Consider the following 25,088-nt stretch of genomic DNA (forward strand, 5'->3'; position numbering starts at 1 on the left):
CTCGCATGTCTTTGAAATTAAATAATTGCAGCTTAAAGGAAAATTAGAAAGTGGGAGAATTAAAAAAAAGGGTAATTGCAGGCATTCTTCTTGCTCCCATTACTGCATTTTTATTTTATATTTTACCACTTAAATGGTTTTTTGCGTTTTTAGCCATAATTGCTGTTCTTGCAGCTTTTGAATGTATCACAATGGTGAAAATACCGGGTAAACTTCTGCCGTTATTCATTATTATCGTCAGTCTTGTCCCTCTCTATTATAAATGCTATCAGGTATATTTCATGTGGCTTATTGTGTCACCTATGATTTATCTTTTTGCCGGACTTGCAGCCGGAAGAGGGGAAAAAGAAGACATAAACAAGGAAATCATACAGACAGTCACAGTTGTTCTGTTTAGCGAAATATTTATCATCCTTCCCCTTTTTTATATCTACCTGTTAAAAGAGTTGAACAACTATTTACCCTTAATCCTCCTTTTTACGTTGTGGTCAAGCGATACATGCGCCTACTTTGCAGGAAAAACATTCGGGAAGATCCCCCTTGTACCTCAAATCAGTCCGAAAAAAACATTCGAGGGGCTGCTGGGCGCCATATTCGGCAGCATGCTCATCATTGTTTTGACAAGTTGTTTGTCGGGTTTAAGTTTAACAAAGTCGCTTATTATCGGAGCTTTAATTGGTCTGCTTGGTCAGCTCGGTGATATATTTGAGTCCATCGGCAAGAGAGTGTCTGGCGTAAAAGACTCATCATCCCTGATCCCCGGGCACGGAGGCATACTTGACAGAATGGACAGCTTTATTTTTACCGCACCGTTTCTTTACAATATATATCTGACAGGTATCTAAGGAGATATGAAAAAGAAGATCGCAATACTCGGTTCAACAGGCTCTATCGGGCGGGCAACACTTGAGGTCATAGATAACCAGAGAGATACCTTCGAGGTATTCAGCCTTGTCTGCAAGGGGAATACAGAGTTATTTAATAAACAGATAGAAAGATTTAAACCGAAATATGTATGTATCTACGAAGAATCTTTAAAAGGAAAGGTGCGTTTTGATCGGAAGAGGCTTTTTACCGGTATTAACGGGATAAATGAGATAATCAACATGGAGGAAGATATAGTAGTAAATGCCATGCCCGGCAGTATCGGTCTTGAACCTACAATCAGCGCTTTAAAGGCAAAGAAGATCCTTGCTCTGGCAAATAAGGAGAGCCTTGTTATGGCAGGCAGAATTGTTTCAAACCTGCTCAAAACGCATGGATCAAAACTCATCCCCGTTGACAGTGAGCACTCTGCTCTTTTTCAAGTCATGAAAAAGATAAGAAGACATGAGTTGAAAACCATAATCATCACGGCTTCAGGAGGCCCTTTCAGGGAGCACGGAAAAACCGCTCTGGCAGATGTGAAGCCGGAAGAAGCGCTTAATCATCCTACCTGGAAAATGGGGAAAAAGGTGACACTCGATTCGGCAACATTGATGAATAAAGGCCTTGAGGTGATAGAGGCACGCTGGTTGTTTAATATTAAGCCTGAATTTATCAGGGTTCTCGTCCATCCTGAAAGCATCATCCATGGGATGATTGAGTGTACTGACGGCGCCATGATTGCATATATGGCGCATCCTGACATGAAAATCCCGATTTCTTTTGCCATCAATGAGGGGAAGATTCGCAGCCTTCCTTCTGTCCGGTTAAACCTTGAAGATTTGCACAAATTGACATTTTATCCGCCTGATATGGATAGATTTCCATCACTCAGGCTTGCCTTTGATGCGCTTCGCGCAGGAGATAGTGCCCTTGTTACACTGAATGCTTCAAACGAGGTCGCCTCCGAAGCATTCATAAACAACAGAATCCGGTTTACTGATATCCCTGTTTTTATAGAACAGGCTCTTGAACGTCATCCGGCATTACCGGTGATTGAAGATATTGAAACCATATGGGAGATACATAATTGGGCAAAGAAATATACGGAAGAAATAATAAAGGGGTCAGGGGTCAGGGGTCAGGGGTCGGCATAATTTTTCTGCCTTCAATACCGGATTACAAATACTTGATGCCCGATTATCTAAATATGAGAGGTCAATAATATGGTTATTAACATAATTTATGGTTTTATCGCACTGAGCCTCCTGATACTTGTACATGAGCTCGGTCATTTTCTTGTTGCAAGATGGGCAAATGTAAAGGTTCTGTCGTTTTCGCTGGGTTTCGGGAAAAAACTCCTGAGTTTTAAAAAGGGCGAGACAGAATATGCCTTATCTGCCATCCCTCTTGGCGGATATGTAAAGATGCTCGGTGAAGCGCCGGGAGAAGAGGTGCCGGAAGAAGAAATATCCCGGTCATATTCGAACAAGCCGCCTCTTGTGAAGATGCTCATAGCCTTTATGGGTCCCTTTTTCAACATACTCTTTGCCCTTGTCCTTTTCTACTTTGTATTCCTGAGCGGATACTCCGTCCTTTCAACAAAGGTAGGAAGCGTAGACAAGAATTATCCTGCTTATGCAGCAGGCATCAGGGAAGGGGACACCCTTTTGGCCATCGACGGTAAAAGCATTGCCGAATGGTCGGACCTCATGGATGCCATGGCGCAAACCGGTTCGCAACCTATAAAGGTGACTGTGAAAAGAGACGGAAATTTATTTGATATATCACTGACCCCGAAGGAGATGGAAAGTAAAAACATCTTCGGAGACACGATCAAGAGAAAGGTCATAGGCGTCGCAGCATCGAATGAATTTTTTGTAAAAAAGGAGACGGTTTCAGGCGCAGCAGTAAAGGCTGTTTATCAGACGTACAACCTTACAAAGATAACTATAGTGGGAATTGTCAAATTGATAGAGGGAAGTATCTCTCCGAAGCAAGTCGGCGGGCCCCTGCTTATTCTTGAGGTGGCCGGCAAACAGGCAAAGGAAGGTAAAAAAAATCTCATATACTTTATTGCAATAATCAGTATCAACCTTGCGGTTATTAATCTCCTCCCTATTCCCATTCTTGACGGGGGTCATATCCTGTTCCACGTCATAGAGCTTGTTATAAGAAGAAGGGTGTCACAAAAGTTTATTGAAATTTCTCAGAAGGTCGGTATGGGAATTCTAATTGCTATTATGTCACTTGCCTTCTTTAACGATATTACGAGGATGTTTTTTGGAAAATAGGATTGTCCTCGGGATAGATAATTCCATGGATTTTCTGAGCATTGCCCTGTCTATTGAAGAGAGGCTCATCGAAGAAAGACAAACAAAAAAACGCCGTCAGAGATACTGCCTGTTGAAATATCCCATATACTTTCCAATAATGGCTATACGATAAATGATGTACATCTTGTGGCTGTAACACTGGGGCCCGGTTCATTCACCGGTATACGGGTCGGCCTGGCTTTCTGCAAAGGGCTCAATGCAGGCGGTAACATCCCCATAGTCGGCGTGCCGACCCTTGATGTGCTTGCATCGCCTTTTTCGTTTATGGAGGGGTACTATATTTGTCCGCTTATAGATGCAAAAAAGGGCGAGGTTTTTGCTTCCCTGTATCATATGTCCGGCGGGTGCGTGCAAAGGCTTACCGATTATTGTTCAATTAAGCCCGAACACTTGGCGGACATCATTAAAACACCCTGTATATGCTTCGGTACCGGTACAGCCCTCTGTGAGCCCTTTCTTTCCGGCATGCATGATGTTCTGACAATCAGAGAAGGCTTTTTACAGATTTCGGGCGAAGCGCTTGTCAAAGAAGGGTTAAAAAGAGAGGAAATATCAGGCAAAGGCTCCCTTGACCCCATCTACTGCAGAAAATCTGAAGCAGAAATAAAGTTTAATGTAACGGTTAAATAGTTTCCATCCGGAAACTCCATACGAGAAACTATTGGTTCCCGAATGGGAAAGTTCTGCGGCTTTGCAATAAGCCTTTAAATAAGACGTTTTAGTGTTGACACAACTTGCTCTTCTTGTTAGCCTTTTAAATTAGTTTTATTTATTTTATAAAAAACCAGGAGGGTACTGAATATGAGGTCTGACGGCAAAGTAGCAAGAATAACAGAGGTGGTTTCCAGTTCACCTAAAAGCTTCGACGATGCAATTATGGTCGGTTTCAAAAGGGCTTCTAAGACGCTGAGAGGTATAACCGGCTTAAAAGTAAAAGACCAACGCTGCAAGGTGGAAGACGGGAAAATTATTGAATACAGGGTTACTCTTGAAGTGCTCTTTATATTGGAAAGCTAACTCATACCAATTCGGTTTCATGCATAGAACGAGGCAACGACGACGAGCCGACGCAGGCGTACTACCAGTACGTCGAGGAGTGCGAGGAGGAGGCAACGAAGTTATATGATTGAAGGCAAATTGGTATCACGCGGCATATATATTAACCGCGCAGGCCGCCGTTATCCGGGCAGCCTTTTATATGCCAGAGGAATAGCTTTGTATAGTAAGTATATGACCTCTTTAATTTATCTTTAACCGGGAAAAAGGGCAGAGTTGAGAATATTATGAGGAATATGCAACACTTTGTGAACCTGACAGCTTTAAAAGTCATGTAATATAAGCAAGTGTGGTGCTTTCTGATAAATTTATAAAGAGATATATTGTATTCTATTCTGCCCTTGACCCAGTTTTTTGCGACTGTTTTCCCCTGCAAGTGAATAACCTTTGCATGAGGATAAAAAACAACCCTGAACGTTTTGCCCTCTGTTCCAAACTTTATCTTCCTTGTCCTTAAACAAAGATCTGTTTCTTCAAGGAAGAAGAAGAACCTGTCATCAAAAGCCCCAAGAGATTCCAGCACGTTTCTTCTTATCAAAACAGCAGCGCCGATGAGGGAAGGAACGTCAAGCGCAGAGGACGGGGCGCGTAACGCAGAAGGTCTGGCAGAAATTGTTTCAGGAGATAGAAATTCAATAAGCGCTCGTGGAAATATCTCAGAAACCAAAGAGGGGGCAAATGCAAACGAGCGCTGAGGACTCATATCAGGATAAACAAGCTGGGGGCCACATATCCCGATATCCGGGTTCTCCTTCATTAAGTCAAGTATCTTTAATATTTCACCCTCGATGAGAAGTGTATCGGAATTCAAAAAAAGTATATATTCTCCAACAGAATGAAAAAAACCCTTGTTGACAGCAGCAGCAAACCCTTCATTCCTCTCGTTTTTGATATATAAATAACCGGGGAAATCCTTCTTTACCATGTCGCCGGTTCTGTCGGCAGACGCATTGTCCACGACAATTACCTCTTTTAAGAGCGGCTCCAGCATTTTATCTTTTTTGATTGAGGATAAAAGATTTTTGAGAAGTGCTTCTGTATCCCTGGTTGTTATAATAATGGAAAGCACCGGGTTTGCCTTAACTTATTCCTTTTTTTTCGGCCTTATTATGCTGCAGGCGACAAGACACATCCCGCATTCAGCACACAGGCCTTCATCAATAACAACCTTATGTTTTTCATCGTTGAACAACATGGCGGGACAATCAAGAAGTTTAATACAGCGCTTACATCCGATACAATCCTCTTCCAGGGCTATCCTGTCAAATGTGCCTGTATATTTCACTTTTGTATGAAGCAGGCATTCCCTTCTCGCAATGATCACCGCAGGGCCATTACCATTTTTACTGAGATAGGTCTTTGCCTCCTTTATTGTGTTTATCATATGGGGTATGTCATAGGGATCGAGAATTTTCAAAAACTCAACACCAAAACCTTCTATGATATTTTCTATCAGCACCCGGCGTCCCTGAGTACCGTCTGCCATAATGCCTGTTTGTGGAGTCGGCTGCATGCCTGTCATTGCTGTGGTGCCATTGTCCATGATAACAAGTATAAACCGCTTTTGTTTTTTTACCGCATCGTAGAGGGGGGACAGACAGGCGTGAAAAAATGTCGAATCCCCGACAGAGGCAAGGATGGGTATAATTTCTCCATCCTGATTAATGGTATCGTAGAAACCCGAAGCCATGGTAACTCCGGAGCCCATATCAAGACAGGTGTCTACAGCTCCCTGTGAGATGCCCAGAGTATAGCACCCGATATCGCCCGGAAAAATTGCCTCAGGATATGCCTGTCGCATTGCAAAGAAAGAGGCCCTGTGTGAACAGCCGGCACATAATTTCGGGGGCCTCGGCGAAAACTGTACACCTTTCAGCGATTCGTCTATCAGGGGATCAGGCGTAAATATGTTTGTCCTTATTCCTGAATCTGCAGCAGTCCTTCCTACCACATCTCTAACAATATCATAGGTCAGCTCACCGGCATCAGGAACGTAGCCGTTTGATCTTCCATAAATTTTATTTCCATTATCAATAAGCGCTTCCAGGACAGTGTCCGGTTCTTCGAGCACCAATATCCTGTTCATATTATCAATAAATTTATAAAGCTCAATGTTTTCGTTTTCTTGTTCCAGACTTTTTGATCCTTGACCGGGGACAGGGGGCCGTGCATTCGGTATCTTAATAACTTTATAGACAGGGACAACCGTTTCAAGGCCAAGCTCTGATATGACATCCGAGACGATGGAATAGCTCATGCCTGAAGCGATAATACCAAGCTTAACGGGTGCAGGACTGATGGCATTGAGCACAGGATATGGAGCGCTTACGCCCTCCATCAGGACGACATGCCTCGTGCCCGGTGGATAAAGCGGTACTGCTTCTCTTGAATGGCTCACCCTGTGGGTAGACCTTAATATTACAGGGGTGTGTTTTTCAATGGAATACTGTAAAGCAAAATAGGCAACATCAGACGCTTCTTTCGGCGAAGCCGGGTCAAAGACAGGGATATCAAATAACGTGGCAAGAAGCCGCGTATCCTGTTCGGTCTGTGAAGATTGCGGTCCCGGATCATCGCACGATATTATTACAAGGGCGCCTTTTAACCTTTTTCTTCTTGCGTTTAAAAGCGGCGGAAAGGCAACATTCAATCCAACCTGTTTCATCATACATGCAGCCTTTTTGCCTGCCGAGGCTGCGCCAAAGGCTGCTTCAAGGGCACATCTTTCGTTGACAGACCATTCTGTGAGGATATTACCTTTTTCTCTCCTGTTAAATTCTATGATACCCGGTATGATTTCCGAGCTCGGTGTTCCGGGATATGCTGTTGCAATTTCTAATCCTGCCTCTACAAGGCCTCTTGCTATCGCATAATTACCGATCATTACTTCCATAGTTACGTCCTTTATCACAAAACCTCCATATGCTAAGGCTTCCTAATGTTTCTGTCTTTAGCAATCGTATAACCCAGGTCAAAGACCTCCAGGTTTTTTTCTAAAAACTTTCCCTTCGTCCTTTCCCTGATTGTTTCCCTGATGCTCTCAACATTATAGGGCTCAACAGCCAAATAAGAGAAGAAACCAAGGAGAGCCATGTTTGATGCCTGAAGCATGTTCTGTTCCGCTGCAGCACCATCAGCATTGACAAGAAGGCATGTAATGTTCCTTTTTGAAAGCATATTGTCAACCTCTGCCGGGAGGATATCTTTTCTGGTATTAACTATTGCCAGACCGCCTTTTTTCAGAAAGCCGAGGTTGCGGTAAAATTCACTTTCCTCAAAGGAAATGAGTATGTCGGCATTCTCTTTTCCTATCAGCGGACTTTTAAAATTACCGATCTTGACAAGTGAAACAACGGAGCCTCCCCTTTGGCTCATGCCGTATTCATCTGATACCAGCGCATGATGTCCTGCACTGATTGCCGCTTCAATCAGGATTGTAGATGCGAGCAGCACACCTCTTCCACCTATGCCTGCGCAAACAATTTCAAGTTTCACAGCGCCTCCCTGTGAAAATAGCATAAAACTTTTATCTGACGATTCTCAATTCTACATTCTACATTCTCAATTCTCAATTGCATCATCATAATATCCCCCTGCAAAAAAGCACGGTCAAGCTATCTGCATCGCAAAAACGTTCTATTTCCGAAACGTTCTCTATATGAAAAAAGTTGTGAAACCCACACCCCTCCATGATCTTTTTAATCTCATTTTCCTTTTCGTTCGTCAGGATTAAAAGTACATAAGATGAGTTGTTATAAAGTGTATTTACAAAGGCAGGCATCCCTGAATGAAAGAAGTGGTCTTCGAAAGTAATGGCAAGGATTTTTTTATCAGGATCGGTTTTTTTGATGCCGTGTGCCATGCTGATTGAAGAAGCGCCGCCGAGCGTATCCCGTACCACCTCGAAGCCATACATGGTTTCCTGCGGTTTTGTCCACTCAGGCATTCCTTCGATGTGCTCTGCTATTACTTTTGTCCTGTCCCGTATCTGTAATTCAATGGCCGGGTACTCCCCTTCGATCACGAATACCTTATCCATCTGTTCTATGAAAGCATCCACCAGCTTTGTAGGCAGTGGGTAAACTGTTGAAATATATAAAACGCTTGAATCTTCCCCGTAAAATTCCGCATACGAACGCTTATCGGTAATAACCCCTGTCTTCCCCTGCATAATCTTCAGAGTATTCCCCTCATATTGTTCAAATTCTGCCCGGATTTTCTCCGTCTTTTCATTGAGCAGTTTGTGCAACTGATACCTGAACTTTGGTGTGGCTGCCCAGCGCGCAGGGTTTTTTATAAATGTTGAATGTTGAATGTTGAATGTTGAATTTTTATCTGACTGTACTGTCTCTATTGTTGACTGATCACTTGGGTTCTCATTCTTCGACATTTGACATTTGACATTTGACCCTTGAAAACCCCCTTCATCGAGTGCTGCCTGGATAATAACGGGAATTTCGTACTTCTCTGACAGATAATATCCGAACTCCACGGAACGGGCCAGTGCAACAGATCCTTCTGCTACTATAATGGGTAATTTTGAAAAAAGCCCCATTGGTGTCACTTCCTCTTCGGTCTCCTGAAGGCAAAGAATAAGAAAACCGCCGACTGTGCCGGTGTAGGCGGAACTCATTAAAGGATCTAACGCTTCATATAGGCCTTCTGTTGAAAAAACACATGCAGTCCTTTCTGCAACCATACCACCCGTCAAAGCAAGCTCATAGGCTATTTTTTCATTTATTGAAACTTCGGAATAAAAGGCGGGATTTTCCTTTTTCAATGCCTCAAGGGCATGTCCCGCTGCCCTGTTTGTCGTATATATGAGCCGCGCACCGTTATCTATGAGCAATCTGCATATTTGTTTATACATGGCTTATATCCTCTGCAATACGATTGATGATATATGCTTTTGTCTCTCTCATGCCATCTTCCTTAATATCTCTATACCCTTCAACAGGTTCTCGTCGCTGGTAGCGAATGAAATACGCACATTTGACTTCCTGCTTGAAAAAACACTTCCCGGTATTATAAACAGGTTATTTTCCAGGGCCTTTTCGACAAATTTATCGCCGTCCCCACCGGGAACCTCGGGAAAAATAAAAAAGGCCCCTCCGGGTTTTACCACATTGTATTTGTCTTTCAGACCATCGTAAATGAGATCCCTTTTCCTTTTGTAGCCTTCAATAAACGAATCCATATTATAATCAAGGGCTAATAGCGCTGCCTTCTGAGCAAAGGAATTAACGCTGCTGAATACATACTGTTGCATGGTTACCATAGATTGAATGATCTCTTGCGGTCCGGCAACAAACCCGAGTCTCCAGCCTGTCATTGCCCATGTTTTTGAAAAGCCCCCGATTGTAAGGGTCTTATCGTATAACTGACCCAGACAAACCTTTTCCGAGTTATTCTCATATACAAATCTATCATATATGTCATCGGAAAATACAAGCAGATCTTTTTCCTTCGCAACCCTTGCAACCATATCAAGCTCTTCTTTAGAGCATACTGCGCCTGAGGGGTTATTGGGGCTATTGATCAAAATAATCTTTGTTCTACCGGTGATAGCTTCTCTTAATGCAGCTTCCTTTAGTGTAAAATCGGGGTAGGTATCGATGAAAACCGGTTTTCCGCCAAGAAGCATGATCTGATATTCATATAAGACAAAGTACGGGTCCGGAATAATAACTTCGTCGCCGGGATTCAGAGTAACCATAAGGGAAAGCAATAACCCACCCGTCGCTCCGGCAGTAAGTATCACATCGTCGCATATAATACCCTGACCCTTTAAATGATGCAGGAGCTTTTCCCGTAATTCCTGAATGCCCCCTGATGGTGTATATTTGTTAAATCCCGCCCGTATCCATTTAATCCCTTCCTCCTTTACAGGATCGGGGATATCAAAATCAGGTTCGCCGATACTCAGGTTTATCGGGTTTTTCATCTTATTTGCAAGGTCGAAGATTTTCCTCACACCTGACGGCCTTAAACTCATTACCCTGTCAGAAAGCAGCATTGTCCCTCCTGTCCTTTTGTCTGTGCAAATAGCGTTTAGCGTATAAGATATAATATTTTTATCATAATAGAACAACGTTTTTTTATGTCTGAAAGCAAAGAACCAATTGATTACGCAGGGTGGAGATCAGAAGGTCTGAAGGTATTGCCCCGTCAGTTTCTCAAACATATCGTGAATCTGCTCATGGATGGCTGGGAATTAAATAAACTGTTTGTATTTATAGAATCAAAGGGTTAACATTCTGTATACAGCAAAATGGAGAAAAGGGATAATAATGAATCTTAGAAATCTTGTAAGAGAGAAACGGGCAGTAATATTGGATACCGCCAAACGACACGGCGCCCAAAACCTGAGAATCTTCGGGTCTGTTGCACGGGGCGATTTCGATGAAAAAAGCGATCTGGACTTTCTCGTTGAAATGGAACACGAGAGAAAATCGTTCAAATCAGAGCCCTCATGGATGAGACCTTGAAGGTCGGAAAAGAAAAACTGCCCTCCCGCGTATATTCGAAGGAACTTATTGAACTACTTTTCCATCAGCCCTATATCAAGAGCGAAGCTCTTGTGCGGGCAGCGATAGTTGGAAGGAAGACGGCTTCTGTTTATCTGAAGGAATTAGAGAAGGCAGGTATTGTGAAGGGACAGAAGGTCGGGAGAGAGAATTTGTACCTCAACGTTCGCCTTTATGATCTTTTGTTCGGATAATGTGTCCATGGTGTGGACATATCCAAAAAACGTGTCCATTTCTTGCTAATTATTGGACACATTACTGAAACAGGTCCAAATGAAGAAAATGACTCAGAAATGGTTATATGTCTCATGGGCAGACAAGGCTGGTCAAGGTTCTATGTTAGAGGTCATGGGTTATGGGCAAGAGGCTATGGGAAGAAAAACCTTTCGATGTTCAGGGTTTGCTGATTACCATGAGCTATGAACTATCAGCCGTATTTAAGGGGAAGGGATGGATTTAGAAATTATGCAGTCGGGAAACAAAGCCCCACTGTTTTTAAAATCTTTCAATTATCTCCTAAGATTGATATTTTAAGTGGTTTTTTCTGTTTCTAAATTATATATTTTCTGAAACAAGAACTTAGCATGATTGGTAGAGGGGGCGATAAATGACAATAGGCACAACCAGCTGGACAATACAAGCTATATCATCACAGGGTGGGCCGACAGATGGCTAATCACCAGGAACATGCGAATTTAATATGGCAGATTGCTGATTTGCTGCGCGGACCTTACAGGCCACCGCAGTATGAGCGGGTCATGCTGCCCATGACGGTGCTGCGCCGGTTTGATTGCGTACTCGCGCCCACCAAGGACGCTGTGCTAAAAAAGTATGAATTGATAAAAGAGAAGCATCACGACACGGCCCTGGAGAGCATACTCGACAAGGCTGCCGGTCAGCGGTTTCATAACCATTCACCCCTTACCTTTGAGAAGCTGAAGGGTGACCCGGACAATATCGAAAAGCACCTTGTCAGTTACATCAAAGGCTTTTCAAACAACGTCCGGACAATCTTCGATTATTTCGAATTTGAGGGTGAGATTGAGAAAATGCGGGAGGCCAACATTCTCTATCTTGTTGTCTCCAAGTTCTGCGATGTGGATTTACATCCCGACAAGGTACCCAATGAGGAAATGGGCCTCATCTTCGAAAACCTTATCCGCCGCTTTAATGAACTTGCCAACGAAACAGCCGGTGACCACTTTACGCCCCGTGAGGTTATCCGGCTCATGGTGAGTGTTCTCTTTATAAACGATAATGAACTTCTTGCCACGCCCGGTACGGTACGCAAACTCCTCGATCCGGCCTGCGGCACCGGCGGTATGCTGGCCGAAGCCCAAAACTATCTGCGTAATCACCACAAGGAAGCAAGGCTCTATGTCTATGGTCAGGATTATAACAAGAGGGCCTTTGCCACTGCCGCGTCAGATATGCTCATGAAGCAGGTCGATCATAACGGCAGCGGTGATAATATCCGCTTCGGCGACTCCTTCACTGATGACCAGTTTGGGGACGACAAATTCGACTACTTTCTCACGAACCCGCCCTTCGGCGTGGATTGGAAGAAGCAGCAAAAGGAGATTCAGCGTGAATATGAAAAAGTGGGCTTTGGAGGGCGTTTCGGGGCTGGTTTGCCGCGCGTCAACGATGGGTCTCTTCTTTTTCTCCAGCATATGGTCAGCAAATTCGAGCCTCTGTTACCCGGCCAACTCAAGCACGGCTCGCGTCTGGCCATTGTTTTCAGCGGCTCACCCCTTTTCTCCGGTGGAGCCGGTTCCGGGGAAAGCAATATACGGAAATGGATCATTGAAAATGACTGGCTTGAAGCCATTATTGCTCTGCCTGAACAGATGTTTTATAACACCAGCATCGGTACCTATATCTGGATTGTCACCAACCGCAAAGAAAAACACCGCAAAGGCAAGATACAATTATTCGACGCCCGCAATATCTATGTGCCAATGCGCAAGAGTCTCGGTGATAAGCGCCGTATGATAAGCAACGGTGAGGAAGGGACACCGAACCAGATTGATGATATCGTGAAGCATTACGCTGGGTTCAGTAACAGCGAAATCTCAAAGCTCTTTGACAATGACGACTTCGGATACACCCGTATCACCGTCGAACGTCCGTTACGGCTTTGCTACCGGATGACCATCGAAGACAAAGCCCGTTTTCTTGACGCCTGTCCTGAACGGCTTGATGATGTTCAGGCCATCGACGCGGAGCTTGGCCGTGAGCCAATTAGTGATTGGAATTCGGTGCTTGAACGTATTCTCGATATACTGCATAAGCGCCGGTCAAACTTGAAAAAGGCTGAGCTCAAGCTCTTTCGTGATGTATTCACGCACAAAGACCCGGAGGCCGAGCCGGTGAAAAAAGAAAAAGAAGAGGGCTTAGAGCCTGATGCCAACCTCCGAGACTTTGAAAACATTCCCCTCAAAGATAATATTGATGAATATTTTAAGCGCGAGGTTTTGCCCCACGTGCCTGACGCATGGATGGATTGCAGCAAGGATAAGGTGGGATACGAGATCAACTTCAACCGCCATTTCTACAAGTACATCCCACCTCGGCCATTAGAAGAGATTGATGCAGACTTGAAAAAGGCGGAGGACGAGATTTTAAGGTTGCTCAGTGAGGTAACAGAGTGAGTGTATCTCTCCCTCAGACCTTACCAGACAGCTTGAAAACAATCCGCCTAAAATGGCTCCTTTCTGCGCTCGAAAGTGGCAGAAGAGAAATCAGTGACACCGAAGAATACATCAGTGGTGCGCTAAGCATTGGAGGGGAACACATCGGTTGGCAAGGGCAGTGGAAACTTAGCAATCCAAGATTCGTTCCCCTTGATTTTTATGAAAAAATGTCAACGGGGAGAATCCATCAAAATGATGTGCTTCTCGTAAAGGATGGAGCCACAATTGGCAAGGTCGCAATCGCAGAGCAGTTGCCTGCCTCTCAGTCAGCAGTCAACGAACATGTATTTTTACTCCGATTTTCAGATGCTAATTGTCCCAAGTTTTATTTCTACTTCATTCAATCCAGCATAGCCCAAGACCAGATAAAGTTGGAGGTGCGTGGGTCTGCTCAACCAGGTTTAAATTCCGAATTCCGTAATTCTGTTATTGCTCCTAACCCTCCATATGAACAACAGCAGACCATCGCTGACTTTCTCGACCGTGAGACGACAAAAATAGATGTAATGATAGTTGCGAAAGAGCGCCTCTTAGAACTGCTGGCGGAGAAGAGACGGGCGCTTATAACTCATGCTGTTACCCATGGTCTTAATCCAGACGTTCCTTTACGCGACTCCGGTATCCCATGGCTTGGACAAGCTCCGGCTCACTGGGATGTTATCCGCCTACGTTGGCTCTTTTCCAGTCTTGAACAGGGTTGGAGCCCTCAGGCAGACGATCGAGAGCCTGAGGATGATGAGTGGGCTGTACTCAAGCTGAACTCTGTTAATCATGGCCATTTTGACATTACCAAAGTGAAAACATTGCCACCCGAGCTTGATGTACCTCACAACCTTGAAGTCCATCAGCACGACTTTCTCATTACTCGGTCTAACACACCTGAATTGGTCGGTGATGTTTGCCATGTTATGGCATCCCGGCCCCGACTGATCCTTTGCGATCTTATTTATCGCTTGTTACTTGAGGAAAATATTATTGATGGATCATTCTTGAATTATTTTTTGCTCAGTCCAGTTGGCCGTATTCAGATCGAGACGGACGCCCGGGGTACAAGTAATTCAATGGTAAAGATTTCGCAGGAGCACATAAAGGATTGGCAAATAGTCTTACCTCCTCTCTCTGAACAACGCTCCATCATCGCCCACATCAACCTGGAAACCACAAAACTGGATACTCTGAAGAAAGTGGCGGAGCTAACAATAAATCTATTGAAAGAGCGCCGCTCTGCCCTCATAGCCGCCGCGGTAACCGGCAGGCTGGAGATACCCCAATGAGTGGTGTTGATCGTACCACGGATGATTTGACGGGACTCCTTGCAGAGTTGCGGAACCTGCCTAGGGAAACTAAGTGGGTTGAGTTCAAGGAGAACAATAATAATCCCGAGGAGATAGGTGAATACATCTCAGGGCTGAGTAATTCCGCTGCCCTCTGCGGCAAAACACATGGATATGTGATCTGGGGCATTGCGGACAAAACTCATGAAGTTGTTGGAACCGATTTCCGCCCAGGAACCGCAAAGAAGGGTAATGAAGACCTTGAGAGTTGGTTGCTTCGCCTGCTTAGCCCACGTATTGATTTTCATTTCTGGCCCATTGATGTGGCGGAGCAGCTTATCGTGTTGCTTGAAATTCCTCGCGCATCTTCCAAACCGGTTCAGTTTCAGGGAAACAGGTTTATCCGCGTCGGTTCTTACCTGAAAAAACTGAAAGATTTTCCGGAAAAAGAACGTGAGTTATGGCGTATCTTCGACCGCGTTCCCTTTGAGGAAATCAAGGCTGTTGAGCGTCTGCCTGGCAAGGATGTCCTGGCTCTGTTGGACTATCCCAGTTACTTTGACTTACTGAAACTTCCTCTTCCTGACGGAGCTCAAAAAATATTGGAGCGCCTTTCAGAAGAGCGCATGGTCTCAATTAATCAGGCGGGAGGTTGGGACATAACAAATCTTGGCGCAGTTCTTTTTGCCAAAAACATGGAGCAGTTTAAAGGCTTGAGACGTAAAATAGTACGTGTTGTCTTTTACGATGATAAGGGCAGGCTGAAAACTATTCGGGAACATGTTGACCGAAAGGGTTATGCAACAGGATTTCAAGGGCTTATTGATTTTCTCAATGGAGCGTTGCCGCAAAACGAAGAAATCGGTAAGGCGCTCAGAAAAGAAATGTCCATGTTTCCTGAACCGGCAATCCGCGAGTTAGTGGCCAACGCGCTGATTCATCAAGATCTTTCAGTAACGGGAAGCGGTCCTATGATTGAAGTATTCTCAGACAGGATAGAGATAACCAATCCGGGACTTCCCCTGGTTAACACGGATCGGTTTTTGGATAGTCCACCCCGTTCTCGTAATGAGGTTTTGGCATCTTTTATGCGAAGAGCGGGTATATGCGAGGAACGCGGCAGCGGTGTCGATAAGGTAGTCTTCCAGACGGAGCTTTTTCAGTTGCCGGCACCGAGTTTCGAAACACCGGAGGGAAGCACACGTGCAGTTCTTTCTGCCTACAAAGCATTGAAAGATATGGATCGGACAGATCGTGTTCGTGCCTGCTATCTCCATGCATGCCTTCGTTTTGTTCATCGAGATCCAATGACCAACTCCAGTCTGAGAGAACGATTTGGAATTTTAGAACATAACGCGGCAATTGCTTCAAGAATCATCCGTGACACCATGGAAGAAAAACGTATTAAGCCTTATGACCCAGAACAGGGAAAGAAGTATGCCAAATATGTGCCCTTTTGGGCTTAGCTTGAAGGCTAGAGTTTATTTGATGGTTATTTGATGGGAGACAATATCTTGGGTCAGTCCGGCACAGTAAACATGATATACATTATGCATGATATCAACATAATACCAGCATGATATCAAGGAGATAGGCCTAAACACCATGGTTTTTTGTTCACTTGAACTTTATTTGATGGTTATTTGATTACAATGGCTGAGACATCCGAAAAGAGTTTTGAAACCGTCATTGAAACCCATCTGCTGGCGAACGGATATATTCCAGTCTCCCCTGACGGTTTCGACCGTGAACGGGCTATCTTCCCGGAAACTATACTTGCTTTTATCCGTGAAACCCAGCCCAGCGAGTGGGCAAAGCTTGAGGCCCTGCATGGAGAGAAAACCGGTGAGCAGATTATTACCGACCTCTGCAAGTGGATGGATGCCAATGGCTCTTTGGCGACGCTGCGACACGGCTTTAAATGCTATGGCCGAACTCTGCGGGCGGCATTTTTCAAGGCAGCCCATGAACTTAATCCGGAGCTTGAAGAACGCTACAAGGCAAATCGCTTAGGTATCACACGGCAGCTCCATTTTTCCACCCGGTCAGAGAAGTCGCTTGACGTTACGCTAATTCTTAACGGTATTCCCATCGCGACAGTAGAATTGAAGAATCCCTTGACCGGGCAGAACGTAGACAATGCGATCCGACAATACATGTACGATCGTGATCCGCGAGAACCCATTTTTGAATTCAAGCGCAGGACCTTAGTGCATTTTGCCGTTGATACGGAAGCAGTCTTTATGACTACACGTCTGGCAGGCAAAGCTACTTACTTTCTCCCTTTCAATAAAGGCCTTAAAGGCGGTGCAGGAAATCCACCAGACCCGGCAGGCCGCACCTATCGAACGGCCTATCTGTGGGAAGAAATCCTTCAAAGGGATAGTATGCTCGATCTTCTGGCCCGGTTTCTCCATCTACAAATTGAAGAGAAACAAACAGATGAGGGGCGTAAAGTCAAAAAGCCTACCATGATCTTTCCCCGGTATCATCAGCTTCAAGCGGTACGCACGCTTATAGATGCGGCACGGGATGAAGGAGTCGGGCACAACTATCTTGTAGAGCATTCTGCCGGTAGCGGCAAGAGCAATACCATCGCCTGGCTGGCCCACCGGCTTTCATCGTTGCATGACGACAAGAACGAACGTGTTTTTGATTCTGTTATTGTCATCACCGACCGTATTGTGCTTGATCAGCAGTTACAAGATACGATATACCAGTTTGAACATAAACGCGGTGTCGTACAGAAAATTGATGAAAGCTCGCGACAACTGGCTGAGGCCTTGGAGAACGCCGTACCGATAATTATTACCACACTCCAGAAATTTCCCTTTGTTTCAAATCAGTTACTGAAAATGGCCGAGAAACGAGGCGAGACACATTCCGGGTGGCTTCTCACCCGTAAATGCGCGGTCATTGTTGATGAGGCACACAGTTCCCAGGGTGGGGAGACAGCAACAGATCTCAAAGAAGTCTTAGGCGGAGAAGCGTTGCATGAGGAGGCCAAGCGAAAGGCCGCCGAAGAAGGTATGGAGAAGCTGGAAGAGCTTTTCCGCAGCATGGCCAAGCGCGGGAAACAGGCAAACATAAGTTTCTTTGCCTTTACAGCCACGCCGAAGCATAAAACACTTGCCGTTTTTGGACGGGGTGGCGATCCCTTTCACCGATATACAATGAGGCAGGCCATCGAAGAGGGATTTATTCTCGATGTACTGAAATATTACACTACCTACAACACATATTTTAAGTTGCTAAAAGTCTGTGAAGATGATCCCAATGTGGAGCGCAAGAAAGCTGCCCGTGCTCTGGCCCGGTTTTTAAGACTACATCCCGCCAATATTGCGCAAAAGACTGAAATTATGATTGAGCACTTTAATGCTGTAACACTTCACAAAATCGGCGGCCATGCCAAGGCAATGGTCCTCACCGGATCACGTCTGGAAGCAGTGCGTTATAAGCAGAGCTTCGATCGCTACATCAAGGCAAAGGGTTACCCCATCAAAACACTGGTAGCGTTCTCTGGTACAGTGCAGGACGATATGCTTCCTGATGTGAGCTATACCGAAGAGGGCATGAATCAAGGCGTAAGAGAGAAGGAATTGCCGGAAACGTTCGCAACGCCCGAATACAGGGTATTGCTGGTTGCAGAAAAATATCAGACCGGTTTTGATCAGCCTCTTTTACATACCATGTATGTGGATAAGCGGCTGGCCGGGATTCAGGCAGTGCAATCGTTGTCCCGCCTTAACCGGATACACCCGCTCAAAGAAGATACTTTCATTCTCGACTTTGTTAACGACCGGGAGGAGATTCATGACGCATTCAAGGCTTACTATGAAGGGGCCGAGATGGGCGAGGAAGTGGACCCGGCGCGTATGTACCAGATTAAAGGGGAACTTGACGCATCGGGGATTTATTTAAGTGAGGAAATGGAACGATTCTGCGAGGTTTACTTCAGGCCAAGACAGCGACAGAGCGCAGGCGATCACCAGGCGATGAACGCGGCACTGGACCCGGCTGTAGATCGTTTTACAGCAATGCAGGAAAAGGACGAAGATGAAGCGGAACTCTGGCGGGGAAAGCTCTATACCTTCCGCAATCTCTATGCCTTTCTGAGTCAGATCATTCCCTACCAAGATTCCGATCTTGAGAAGCTTTATGTCTTCCTTCGTCATCTTGCATCAAAGCTGCCCCGGCGTAAAAGAGGGCCTGCCTACAACTTTGATGATGATTTCAGGCTGGAATACTACCGACTGCAGAAGATCAGCGAGGGCTCCATCGACCTGAAAGAGGGTGATGCACGGGCATTGGACGGCCCGACAGAAGTGGGAAGCGGGCTCGTTCGCGAAGAGGCCGTGGCTTTATCGCGGCTCATTGATATTGTGAATGAAAGGTTTGGAACGGACTTTAACCAGGCGGACCAATTATTCTTTGACCAGATCATAGAGGCGGCTATCTCTGACGAGGGGCTGAAGCAAGCTGCGGAGGTGAACCCGGGAGATAAATTCGAATTGGTCTTCAAGAATATATTGGAAACATTGTTTGTAGAGCGAATGGATCAAAATGAAGAGATTTTCGGAAAGTTCATGAACGACAAGGCGTTTCAGAAGATTGTCACGGGCTGGCTTGCGTCGGAGGTTTACAAACGGTTGCGAGGGAAAGTAGAATATTCGAGTAATTACAGGTGACAGCTCAGAGGGACTATATGGAAATCAAGTATTCAGAGAAAGCGGTAAAACAGATTAAGCAAATTTATAAGGGAGACAAAAAGAGCGCAAAAATGATAATAGAAACAGCCGAGGCCTATGCCGAGAACCCTGGCGGCAACTTCGATGTCAAAGTTTTGAAAGGCAAGTATGGAGAATTCAAAAGACTAAGGGTTGGGAAATATCGTATAATATTTGATAATGATGGCAATGTTATGTTCATCTATGAAGTGAAGCACAGGCAGGAGGCGTACAATGATTAAAACGCAAATCATCAGAAAAGATAAAGAGCCGGTAGTAGTTATTCTTGATTACAGCGAGTATGCTCGACTCAAAGAGATTGAGCAGGACAGCAAAGACTATCGTTCAGCTTTGACAGTAAAAAAAAGAAATAAAACCTGGACCACCCACGAAGACCTGAAAAAGGATTTGGGCCTGTAAGGATTGTTATGGGCGATTGGGGTCGGACCAAACCCTAAGGGGATATGGGGTAAGGTCTTGTTTTTTGCATTCGAATGGATTATGGACAGCCATAAGGATATAAATAACTCGGCGGATGTGGGTATGAGGAAAGGTAAGGCTGGGAAGAAACGTAAAAGGGGATAACTCAGAAAAATGAAATTCAAAGAATCTGAAAAGCTGGAATTAAAGAAATCAACGTCCGAACTGAAAGAAGCGGTCGTTTCCATCGCCGCCATCCTGAATAAGCATCAGGGCGGCGATCTTTACTTTGGAATCAGCAATGATGGAACCGTTACCGGGCAGACCGTTACCGGGAAAACCATACGGGACGTTTCAAGGGCAATCGCGGAGCATGTAGAACCGAAAATTTACCCAAAGGTTGAAAAGGTAGAAATAGAGTCTAAGGGATGTATCAAAGTGGAATTTCAAGGAGAAGAACCCCCTTATTTTGCGTATGGAAGGGCCTATATGCGTGTAGGAGATGAGGATAGACAACTGAGCGCTAAAGAACTTGAAAACATGTTTCTCAGGAAAAATAGGGAGCAGCTTTCATGGGAAGGTAGAATATCCCTACGTTCTCTAAAAGACGTGAATGACAAAACTCTCAGTCAATACATCTCCAAGGCTCAATCTGTGGGGCGGCTTGATTTTGACTTTGAAGGCATAAAGACAACACTCAACAAGCTCAACCTCATTAAAGGAAATGTCCTGCTGAATGCCTGCGAAGTTCTATTCTGTGATTCAAATCCCTTGGAGGCGCAGGCCGCTGTTTTTGCCGGAACAGATAAACTGACCTTTCTCGACATCAAGAAATTCCAGGGTACCATTTTCGATCTGTTGGAAAAGTCAGAACAGTATATATCGGAACATATCAACTGGAGGGTAAAGTTCGGGAAGATAAAGAGAGAGGAGATTCCGGAGATACCTATTAAGGCCATCCGGGAGGCTCTCGTCAACTCCTTCTGCCATCGTGACTATACCATTCCAAAGGGCAATGAAATTGCCGTATTTAAAGACAGGGTGGAGATTTACAACCCTGGCTCATTTCCGGAAGGATATACCCCTGAGGATTTCATAACGGGGAAAGAAAGATCTATCCTGCGGAACCCTCTCATTGCAGAAACGCTATACAAGTCAAAAGAGATCGAAAAGTGGGGCTCGGGATTAAAGAGGATTCATGAGGAATGCAAAAAGAATGATGTCAGAGTAGAGTTCGAAACGCTCAAGAGCGGGTTTCTTGTTGTATTTTATAGAGATTTAGCGATTACAGAGGCCGAAACTGTCCCGGAGGATGGCGGAATAAATGGCGGAATAAATGGCGGAATAAATTCCTTGTTTTTCTACATAAAAAATAACCCCGGTAAACGGTCTATAGACATAGCAAAGAACTTGAACATATCATTGAGAACGGCTGAGCGATGGATAAAGAAGCTGCGCGATGATGGAAAGATAGAGTTCAGAGGCAGCAAAAAGACCGGCGGATATTACTTGCGAAGGGCTCATTTATGACAATTAACGGAGGTTGTTATTTGGAATTTCGGATATCCGCTTGCGGGTGTTGATTGTTGAAATTTGCAGTAAACAAGGAGGATGACAAATGGCGACAAAGAAAACAGTTGAGAATCCAGAGTTTTTATATCTATCCTTAGGGGATATCATTATTGAAGAACAGATCAGGTCAAGCATCGACACTGAGAGTGAGTCCTTCAAGGCTCTTATGGAATCCATCAAAGACCGGGGCGTGTTAGAGCCTGTCCTTGTGACGCCAAAAGATGGCAAATACCTGCTCCTCTGCGGAGAACGCCGTTATCTGGCTGTACAAAAGCTTGGAGTGGAATCTATCCCGGTACGTGTTGTTAATACAATCACCCAGAAGGATGAAATACTTGCATATCAGTTGACAGAAAACCTCCAGAGAGAAGACTTAAATCCCATCGATCAGGCAAAGGGGATACTCTCATACATCCAGGCAAAACTCTCTGACAAAAACTATGACGTGGATGGGGTGATGAGTGAGTTAATAAAATACGATAGAAAACCCGAACTTGTGTCAGACGAATTAGTCGCAACTGTTGCGACTGCTCTTCAAATCTCCGGAAAGTCAACAAAGACGATGTTTAACGGGTTTTCACTTTTAAAACTTCCTCCTGAGATTCAGGCAGCGATCCAGGCGGGAAATCTCCCTGTTTCTCAGGGTTATCTTTTTGCTGCCAACCTCGATTGCCCTGACCGTGATAAGATTTTTGAGGCCGTCATGAAGATACCCGTCACCAATGCCACCCTGAATAATCTGCTCACAGCATACAAAAAAGTCAAACCGGACACAACCAACCATAAAAGCAACTTTTGAGAAGGGCCTTGGAACTTATATAAGAGAAGACCTTGAAAAGCTCCTCTATGAACTACAGGTTTTCTGTGATTTCGTGCAACAGCAGGTGCCAATGGCCCCATACGGCAAAAAAAGACCCCCGCAAGTGTGAGAAAGGCAGTTAAGATACGAGAATCCTTACCTTCCCTTAAAAACCGGTTTTCTCTTTTCAATAAATGCCTGCGCGGCCTCTTTATGATCTTCTGTTTCGGAAAGCAGGGATATTTGTGAGGATATATAGTCCAGGTGAGACCTGAGGGTGCTTGTCTGAGCCTGATATACCGACCTTTTCATCATCCTCACTGCAAGAGGAGGTTTATCGGCAATTTTCTTTGCCAGTTTCATCGTTTCTTCCATGAGAGAGTCATGGGGTACGACCCTGTTTACAATTCCCAGGCTCAGGGCTTCGGAAGCAGAAAGCACATCGCCGGTAAGAAGCAACTCCAGCGCCTTTGCTGTCCCTACAAGCCGGGGTAGAAAATAGGACCCTCCATCGCCGGGTATGAGTCCCATCATAATATAGGATTCGGCAAACCTTGCCCTGTCCGAAGATACCCTTAAATCACACATAAGGGCCATATCCATGCCTGCGCCCATGGCTGCCCCGTTAACCGCCGCGATGACGGGTTTGTCAAGGTCCTCCATAGTGAGGATGATCCGATGCACGCCTTCCCAGAGGAAGTTTTTCATCCCCCATGAGCGAAGCCTGCCCTCGGCCATATCTTTTATGTTGCCGCCGGAACAGAAGGTGTCGCCCATGCCCGTGACGATGATAACCTGTATTGAGTCATCCTGTTTTGCCTCCTTGAGATATGCATCCCAAAGGGATATCATCTCTACGCTGAATGCGTTCTTCGCCTCCGGTCTGTTAAGGGTTATAACAGCTATCTTGCCTTGATGATCATACAATAAGTGTTTTTTTTTTTTTTTTTCCTCTCCTGTATGATGCTACCGGTATTTTATTGTAATAAACAGCACTGTCAATGAGAAGAGCAAAGATACGGCGTTTGCAGCTATTATCGGCGCTTCCTTGAGGATAATGCCGTAGATGAGCCATAATATTGAGCCAATGGATATCATAAGCGGCATAAAAAGTGAGATGTCCCTTGCTTCCTTAAGTTTCCGGATGCGTATAATCTGAGGCAGCAAGGCAAATGTCGTAAAGAGCGCTGCGATATAACCGATCATGTCCTTCATTGATAAGGTTTTACCACTACCCCATGAGAAAAAACAAATGAATAATCACGTACCCCAGGCAGAGCCGGGAGCTTATTATTGGGTATCTTAACTGCAGTGAATAGTCGTTAGTAAACAGTGAATAGTTAAAAATATTTCATTAAACCGGTAATTTCGAACATAATTTATACAGATGACATCACAATTTTAATATTCCATAGTACTAATATAAAGTCTCGAATTTCACTCTTTAACGATTTCTATCTCGTTTGATAAAGTCATAGTTGGCATTTGTTCAAACGGTCTTCTGCAGAAATCGAACCGAATCCTGTATCGACCCGATTCCAATCCTGCGGGTAGCGTTGCATAGATTGATCGCGACGCATTCCTATCGTTGATCAGAATGCACTCTTCTTCGTTTTGGGCTTGAATTATCAGCGCTGTCGCATCATTCTTTCCTTCAATATCCTTGAATAATGTAGCTGTCTTATGGATTCCGAATTGAAAATCACTTAAGGATGTGAGGAAGAAACGAATCTTTTCACCTTGCCTGTAACGATCATATTCAGTTGACAGATAAACCTTGCGGTTGAATTCACTTTCCCTGGTGCCGACCTTTGATGTTGCCGCCTCCCAAAAGCGAGGCTTTCCGGAATCGAGGTGGACACTTTTGCCTCCATAATGGCCAACTCCGCAGCAATTCTCCTTGCGAACAGTCTCCCACAGAACCTTGCCGTTAATCCCCTCCAGGTAAAAATCTATTGCCATACCGTCCATATGAGTACTTGTACTGGCCACGTTACCACCGGACTCCTTCAACTTTTGGTTATAAGTAGGGTTTCTATAGCCTGAAATGAGATGAATCATTTTACCGGGGGCAATCATGTCAGAAAAATAGTCTAATAAAAAGAGGAGCCTTAGAGAGACATGCTCTCCTTTCCGATTATCAGGAAAATTGAATACCGTATCGATTTCATTAAGAGCCTTTTCGTTCAACATTCCACCAGGATCAAAGAGATTTACCTTTGCTTCTCGTCCATTATGTTCGTTACGTATGCTTATCTTGCCGTCACCCAATCGAAAAAAACGGACAGGGTCCGAGGATGACATGCTCAGACAAGGGAAAAATATTATTAGTGAAATAGCGATTAACAAAGATCGGTGCATAAGCAGAAAGTGCGAGTGCAGTATTCCGGAAGGATTCATGAAGTATTATAATAAGCCGCTAAAGGATATGCAACCCAAATAAATGGTGTGAGGCGTTCGTTTGCAAGTCCGGTAATGGGTTTCCCGGGGGCACCGAATCGGGTGGCCGCGACGGGTTGGGTTCTGCCATTGTTGTGGTGCGTAAGAACCTCCTCAAACATGTCGAACAGAAACCACGATTTCGCACCTGTTTATACGACAGCAAGTTGCTCCCGGTCTCGGAAGATGCTATATTAGAAGGTAAAAAAGGAGACAGAACCCATGAAAATGATAGCTATAAACGGAAGCCCGAGAAAGAAATGGAACACGGCAACCCTTCTTCAAAAAGCCCTGGATGGGGCCGCATCCCGGGGAGCGGACACCGAACTTGTCCACCTCTATGATCTCAGTTACAGGGGATGTATAAGCTGCTTCGCA

General features: G+C 44.9%; 26 protein-coding genes. 18 read left to right on the forward strand and 8 right to left on the reverse strand.

What is annotated here, in order from left to right; translation table 11 throughout:
* Positions 1 to 50 precede the first annotated feature (50 nt).
* From NT178_01525 to NT178_01550, 6 genes are all read left to right on the forward strand, one after another.
* Positions 51 to 845: a phosphatidate cytidylyltransferase gene (locus NT178_01525; protein MCX5811215.1), complete on the forward strand. Its 795-nt coding sequence runs from the start codon at positions 51 to 53 to the stop codon at positions 843 to 845.
* Positions 846 to 851: 6 nt separating this feature from the next.
* Entirely contained in the window at positions 852 to 2,021 is a 1,170-nt protein-coding gene (gene dxr, locus NT178_01530) for a 1-deoxy-D-xylulose-5-phosphate reductoisomerase (protein ID MCX5811216.1), read from the forward strand.
* A 69-nt stretch (positions 2,022 to 2,090) separates the two neighbouring features.
* The gene (gene rseP / locus NT178_01535) at positions 2,091 to 3,158 is read left to right on the forward strand and encodes an RIP metalloprotease RseP (protein ID MCX5811217.1); all 1,068 of its coding nucleotides are present in this window, start codon (positions 2,091 to 2,093) and stop codon (positions 3,156 to 3,158) included.
* Positions 3,148 to 3,312, forward strand: a complete 165-nt coding sequence (locus NT178_01540; protein MCX5811218.1) for a hypothetical protein — start codon at positions 3,148 to 3,150, stop codon at positions 3,310 to 3,312. The genes rseP and NT178_01540 overlap by 11 nt, the downstream gene beginning before the upstream one ends.
* The gene (tsaB, locus tag NT178_01545) at positions 3,285 to 3,830 is read left to right on the forward strand and encodes a tRNA (adenosine(37)-N6)-threonylcarbamoyltransferase complex dimerization subunit type 1 TsaB (GenBank protein ID MCX5811219.1); all 546 of its coding nucleotides are present in this window, start codon (positions 3,285 to 3,287) and stop codon (positions 3,828 to 3,830) included. The genes NT178_01540 and tsaB overlap by 28 nt, the downstream gene beginning before the upstream one ends.
* 171 nt (positions 3,831 to 4,001) lie before the next feature.
* Positions 4,002 to 4,217 (forward strand): dodecin family protein, encoded by a 216-nt coding sequence (locus NT178_01550; protein MCX5811220.1) that lies wholly within the window; start codon positions 4,002 to 4,004, stop codon positions 4,215 to 4,217.
* Positions 4,218 to 4,359: 142 nt separating this feature from the next.
* Here NT178_01550 and NT178_01555 read toward each other — a convergent pair whose 3' ends face one another.
* The 5 genes from NT178_01555 to NT178_01575 all read right to left on the reverse strand — a co-directional run bounded on the left by NT178_01555 (position 4,360) and on the right by NT178_01575 (position 10,272).
* On the reverse strand, positions 4,360 to 5,325 hold the full coding sequence (locus NT178_01555) for a glycosyltransferase family 2 protein (protein ID MCX5811221.1): 966 nt from the start codon (positions 5,323 to 5,325) through the stop codon (positions 4,360 to 4,362).
* A gap of 15 nt (positions 5,326 to 5,340) precedes the next feature.
* Positions 5,341 to 7,167, reverse strand: a complete 1,827-nt coding sequence (locus tag NT178_01560) for a thiamine pyrophosphate-dependent enzyme (protein MCX5811222.1) — start codon at positions 7,165 to 7,167, stop codon at positions 5,341 to 5,343.
* A 14-nt stretch (positions 7,168 to 7,181) separates the two neighbouring features.
* Complete coding sequence (locus tag NT178_01565) at positions 7,182 to 7,751, reverse strand: indolepyruvate oxidoreductase subunit beta (protein MCX5811223.1); 570 nt, start codon at positions 7,749 to 7,751, stop codon at positions 7,182 to 7,184.
* 85 nt (positions 7,752 to 7,836) lie between these two features.
* Positions 7,837 to 9,126, reverse strand: coding sequence for a hypothetical protein (locus tag NT178_01570; protein ID MCX5811224.1), 1,290 nt, complete (start codon positions 9,124 to 9,126; stop codon positions 7,837 to 7,839).
* 48 nt (positions 9,127 to 9,174) lie between these two features.
* A complete protein-coding gene (locus NT178_01575) occupies positions 9,175 to 10,272 on the reverse strand; it encodes a pyridoxal phosphate-dependent aminotransferase (protein MCX5811225.1) in 1,098 nt (365 codons plus the stop codon).
* Positions 10,273 to 10,356: 84 nt separating this feature from the next.
* Here NT178_01575 and NT178_01580 point away from each other — a divergent pair, with 84 nt between their 5' ends.
* The 11 genes from NT178_01580 to NT178_01630 all read left to right on the forward strand — a co-directional run bounded on the left by NT178_01580 (position 10,357) and on the right by NT178_01630 (position 22,271).
* Positions 10,357 to 10,509 (forward strand): hypothetical protein, encoded by a 153-nt coding sequence (locus NT178_01580; protein ID MCX5811226.1) that lies wholly within the window; start codon positions 10,357 to 10,359, stop codon positions 10,507 to 10,509.
* A 37-nt stretch (positions 10,510 to 10,546) separates the two neighbouring features.
* Positions 10,547 to 10,744, forward strand: coding sequence for a nucleotidyltransferase domain-containing protein (locus tag NT178_01585; protein ID MCX5811227.1), 198 nt, complete (start codon positions 10,547 to 10,549; stop codon positions 10,742 to 10,744).
* Positions 10,729 to 10,977, forward strand: coding sequence for a hypothetical protein (locus NT178_01590; protein ID MCX5811228.1), 249 nt, complete (start codon positions 10,729 to 10,731; stop codon positions 10,975 to 10,977). Before NT178_01585 ends, NT178_01590 begins: the two co-directional genes overlap by 16 nt.
* Positions 10,978 to 11,451: 474 nt before the next feature.
* Positions 11,452 to 13,437, forward strand: coding sequence for a class I SAM-dependent DNA methyltransferase (locus NT178_01595; GenBank protein ID MCX5811229.1), 1,986 nt, complete (start codon positions 11,452 to 11,454; stop codon positions 13,435 to 13,437).
* Positions 13,434 to 14,753, forward strand: a complete 1,320-nt coding sequence (locus NT178_01600; protein MCX5811230.1) for a restriction endonuclease subunit S — start codon at positions 13,434 to 13,436, stop codon at positions 14,751 to 14,753. Before NT178_01595 ends, NT178_01600 begins: the two co-directional genes overlap by 4 nt.
* Positions 14,750 to 16,219, forward strand: coding sequence for a putative DNA binding domain-containing protein (locus tag NT178_01605; GenBank protein MCX5811231.1), 1,470 nt, complete (start codon positions 14,750 to 14,752; stop codon positions 16,217 to 16,219). Before NT178_01600 ends, NT178_01605 begins: the two co-directional genes overlap by 4 nt.
* A gap of 186 nt (positions 16,220 to 16,405) precedes the next feature.
* Entirely contained in the window at positions 16,406 to 19,441 is a 3,036-nt protein-coding gene (locus NT178_01610; protein ID MCX5811232.1) for a DEAD/DEAH box helicase family protein, read from the forward strand.
* A 17-nt stretch (positions 19,442 to 19,458) separates the two neighbouring features.
* Positions 19,459 to 19,722 (forward strand): type II toxin-antitoxin system RelE/ParE family toxin, encoded by a 264-nt coding sequence (locus tag NT178_01615; protein MCX5811233.1) that lies wholly within the window; start codon positions 19,459 to 19,461, stop codon positions 19,720 to 19,722.
* Complete coding sequence (locus NT178_01620; GenBank protein MCX5811234.1) at positions 19,715 to 19,900, forward strand: hypothetical protein; 186 nt, start codon at positions 19,715 to 19,717, stop codon at positions 19,898 to 19,900. The genes NT178_01615 and NT178_01620 overlap by 8 nt, the downstream gene beginning before the upstream one ends.
* Before the next feature lie 174 nt (positions 19,901 to 20,074).
* Entirely contained in the window at positions 20,075 to 21,430 is a 1,356-nt protein-coding gene (locus tag NT178_01625; GenBank protein MCX5811235.1) for a putative DNA binding domain-containing protein, read from the forward strand.
* 88 nt (positions 21,431 to 21,518) lie between these two features.
* Complete coding sequence (locus NT178_01630; protein ID MCX5811236.1) at positions 21,519 to 22,271, forward strand: ParB/RepB/Spo0J family partition protein; 753 nt, start codon at positions 21,519 to 21,521, stop codon at positions 22,269 to 22,271.
* Between the two features lie 156 nt (positions 22,272 to 22,427).
* Here the strand turns inward: NT178_01630 and NT178_01635 are convergent, their stop codons facing one another.
* From NT178_01635 to NT178_01645, 3 genes are all read right to left on the reverse strand, one after another.
* Positions 22,428 to 23,198, reverse strand: a complete 771-nt coding sequence (locus NT178_01635) for an enoyl-CoA hydratase-related protein (GenBank protein ID MCX5811237.1) — start codon at positions 23,196 to 23,198, stop codon at positions 22,428 to 22,430.
* A 39-nt stretch (positions 23,199 to 23,237) separates the two neighbouring features.
* Positions 23,238 to 23,486, reverse strand: a complete 249-nt coding sequence (locus tag NT178_01640) for a SemiSWEET transporter (protein ID MCX5811238.1) — start codon at positions 23,484 to 23,486, stop codon at positions 23,238 to 23,240.
* Between the two features lie 222 nt (positions 23,487 to 23,708).
* Entirely contained in the window at positions 23,709 to 24,575 is an 867-nt protein-coding gene (locus NT178_01645) for a DUF882 domain-containing protein (protein ID MCX5811239.1), read from the reverse strand.
* 357 nt (positions 24,576 to 24,932) lie between these two features.
* Here NT178_01645 and NT178_01650 point away from each other — a divergent pair.
* A partial coding sequence (locus NT178_01650) for a flavodoxin family protein (GenBank protein MCX5811240.1) occupies positions 24,933 to 25,088 on the forward strand: 156 nt, incomplete at its 3' end.

It is taken from the genome of Pseudomonadota bacterium, from assembly GCA_026388255.1.
In the GTDB taxonomy this organism is placed as follows: Bacteria; Desulfobacterota; Syntrophorhabdia; order Syntrophorhabdales; family Syntrophorhabdaceae; genus JAPLKB01.

What these genes read in the sequence shown, in the direction of transcription:
- dxr (MCX5811216.1), top strand. Translation starts at nt 852, where the DNA reads ATGAAAAAGAAGATCGCAATACTCGGTTCAACAGGCTCTATCGGGCGG.
- rseP (MCX5811217.1), top strand. Translation starts at nt 2,091, where the DNA reads ATGGTTATTAACATAATTTATGGTTTTATCGCACTGAGCCTCCTGATA.
- NT178_01550 (MCX5811220.1), top strand. Translation starts at nt 4,002, where the DNA reads ATGAGGTCTGACGGCAAAGTAGCAAGAATAACAGAGGTGGTTTCCAGT.
- NT178_01570 (MCX5811224.1), bottom strand. Translation starts at nt 9,126, where the DNA reads ATGTATAAACAAATATGCAGATTGCTCATAGATAACGGTGCGCGGCTC.
- NT178_01575 (MCX5811225.1), bottom strand. Translation starts at nt 10,272, where the DNA reads ATGCTGCTTTCTGACAGGGTAATGAGTTTAAGGCCGTCAGGTGTGAGG.
- NT178_01580 (MCX5811226.1), top strand. Translation starts at nt 10,357, where the DNA reads ATGTCTGAAAGCAAAGAACCAATTGATTACGCAGGGTGGAGATCAGAA.
- NT178_01585 (MCX5811227.1), top strand. Translation starts at nt 10,547, where the DNA reads ATGAATCTTAGAAATCTTGTAAGAGAGAAACGGGCAGTAATATTGGAT.
- NT178_01590 (MCX5811228.1), top strand. Translation starts at nt 10,729, where the DNA reads ATGGATGAGACCTTGAAGGTCGGAAAAGAAAAACTGCCCTCCCGCGTA.
- NT178_01595 (MCX5811229.1), top strand. Translation starts at nt 11,452, where the DNA reads ATGGCTAATCACCAGGAACATGCGAATTTAATATGGCAGATTGCTGAT.
- NT178_01605 (MCX5811231.1), top strand. Translation starts at nt 14,750, where the DNA reads ATGAGTGGTGTTGATCGTACCACGGATGATTTGACGGGACTCCTTGCA.
- NT178_01610 (MCX5811232.1), top strand. Translation starts at nt 16,406, where the DNA reads ATGGCTGAGACATCCGAAAAGAGTTTTGAAACCGTCATTGAAACCCAT.
- NT178_01615 (MCX5811233.1), top strand. Translation starts at nt 19,459, where the DNA reads ATGGAAATCAAGTATTCAGAGAAAGCGGTAAAACAGATTAAGCAAATT.
- NT178_01620 (MCX5811234.1), top strand. Translation starts at nt 19,715, where the DNA reads ATGATTAAAACGCAAATCATCAGAAAAGATAAAGAGCCGGTAGTAGTT.
- NT178_01625 (MCX5811235.1), top strand. Translation starts at nt 20,075, where the DNA reads ATGAAATTCAAAGAATCTGAAAAGCTGGAATTAAAGAAATCAACGTCC.
- NT178_01630 (MCX5811236.1), top strand. Translation starts at nt 21,519, where the DNA reads ATGGCGACAAAGAAAACAGTTGAGAATCCAGAGTTTTTATATCTATCC.
- NT178_01640 (MCX5811238.1), bottom strand. Translation starts at nt 23,486, where the DNA reads ATGAAGGACATGATCGGTTATATCGCAGCGCTCTTTACGACATTTGCC.
- NT178_01645 (MCX5811239.1), bottom strand. Translation starts at nt 24,575, where the DNA reads ATGTCATCCTCGGACCCTGTCCGTTTTTTTCGATTGGGTGACGGCAAG.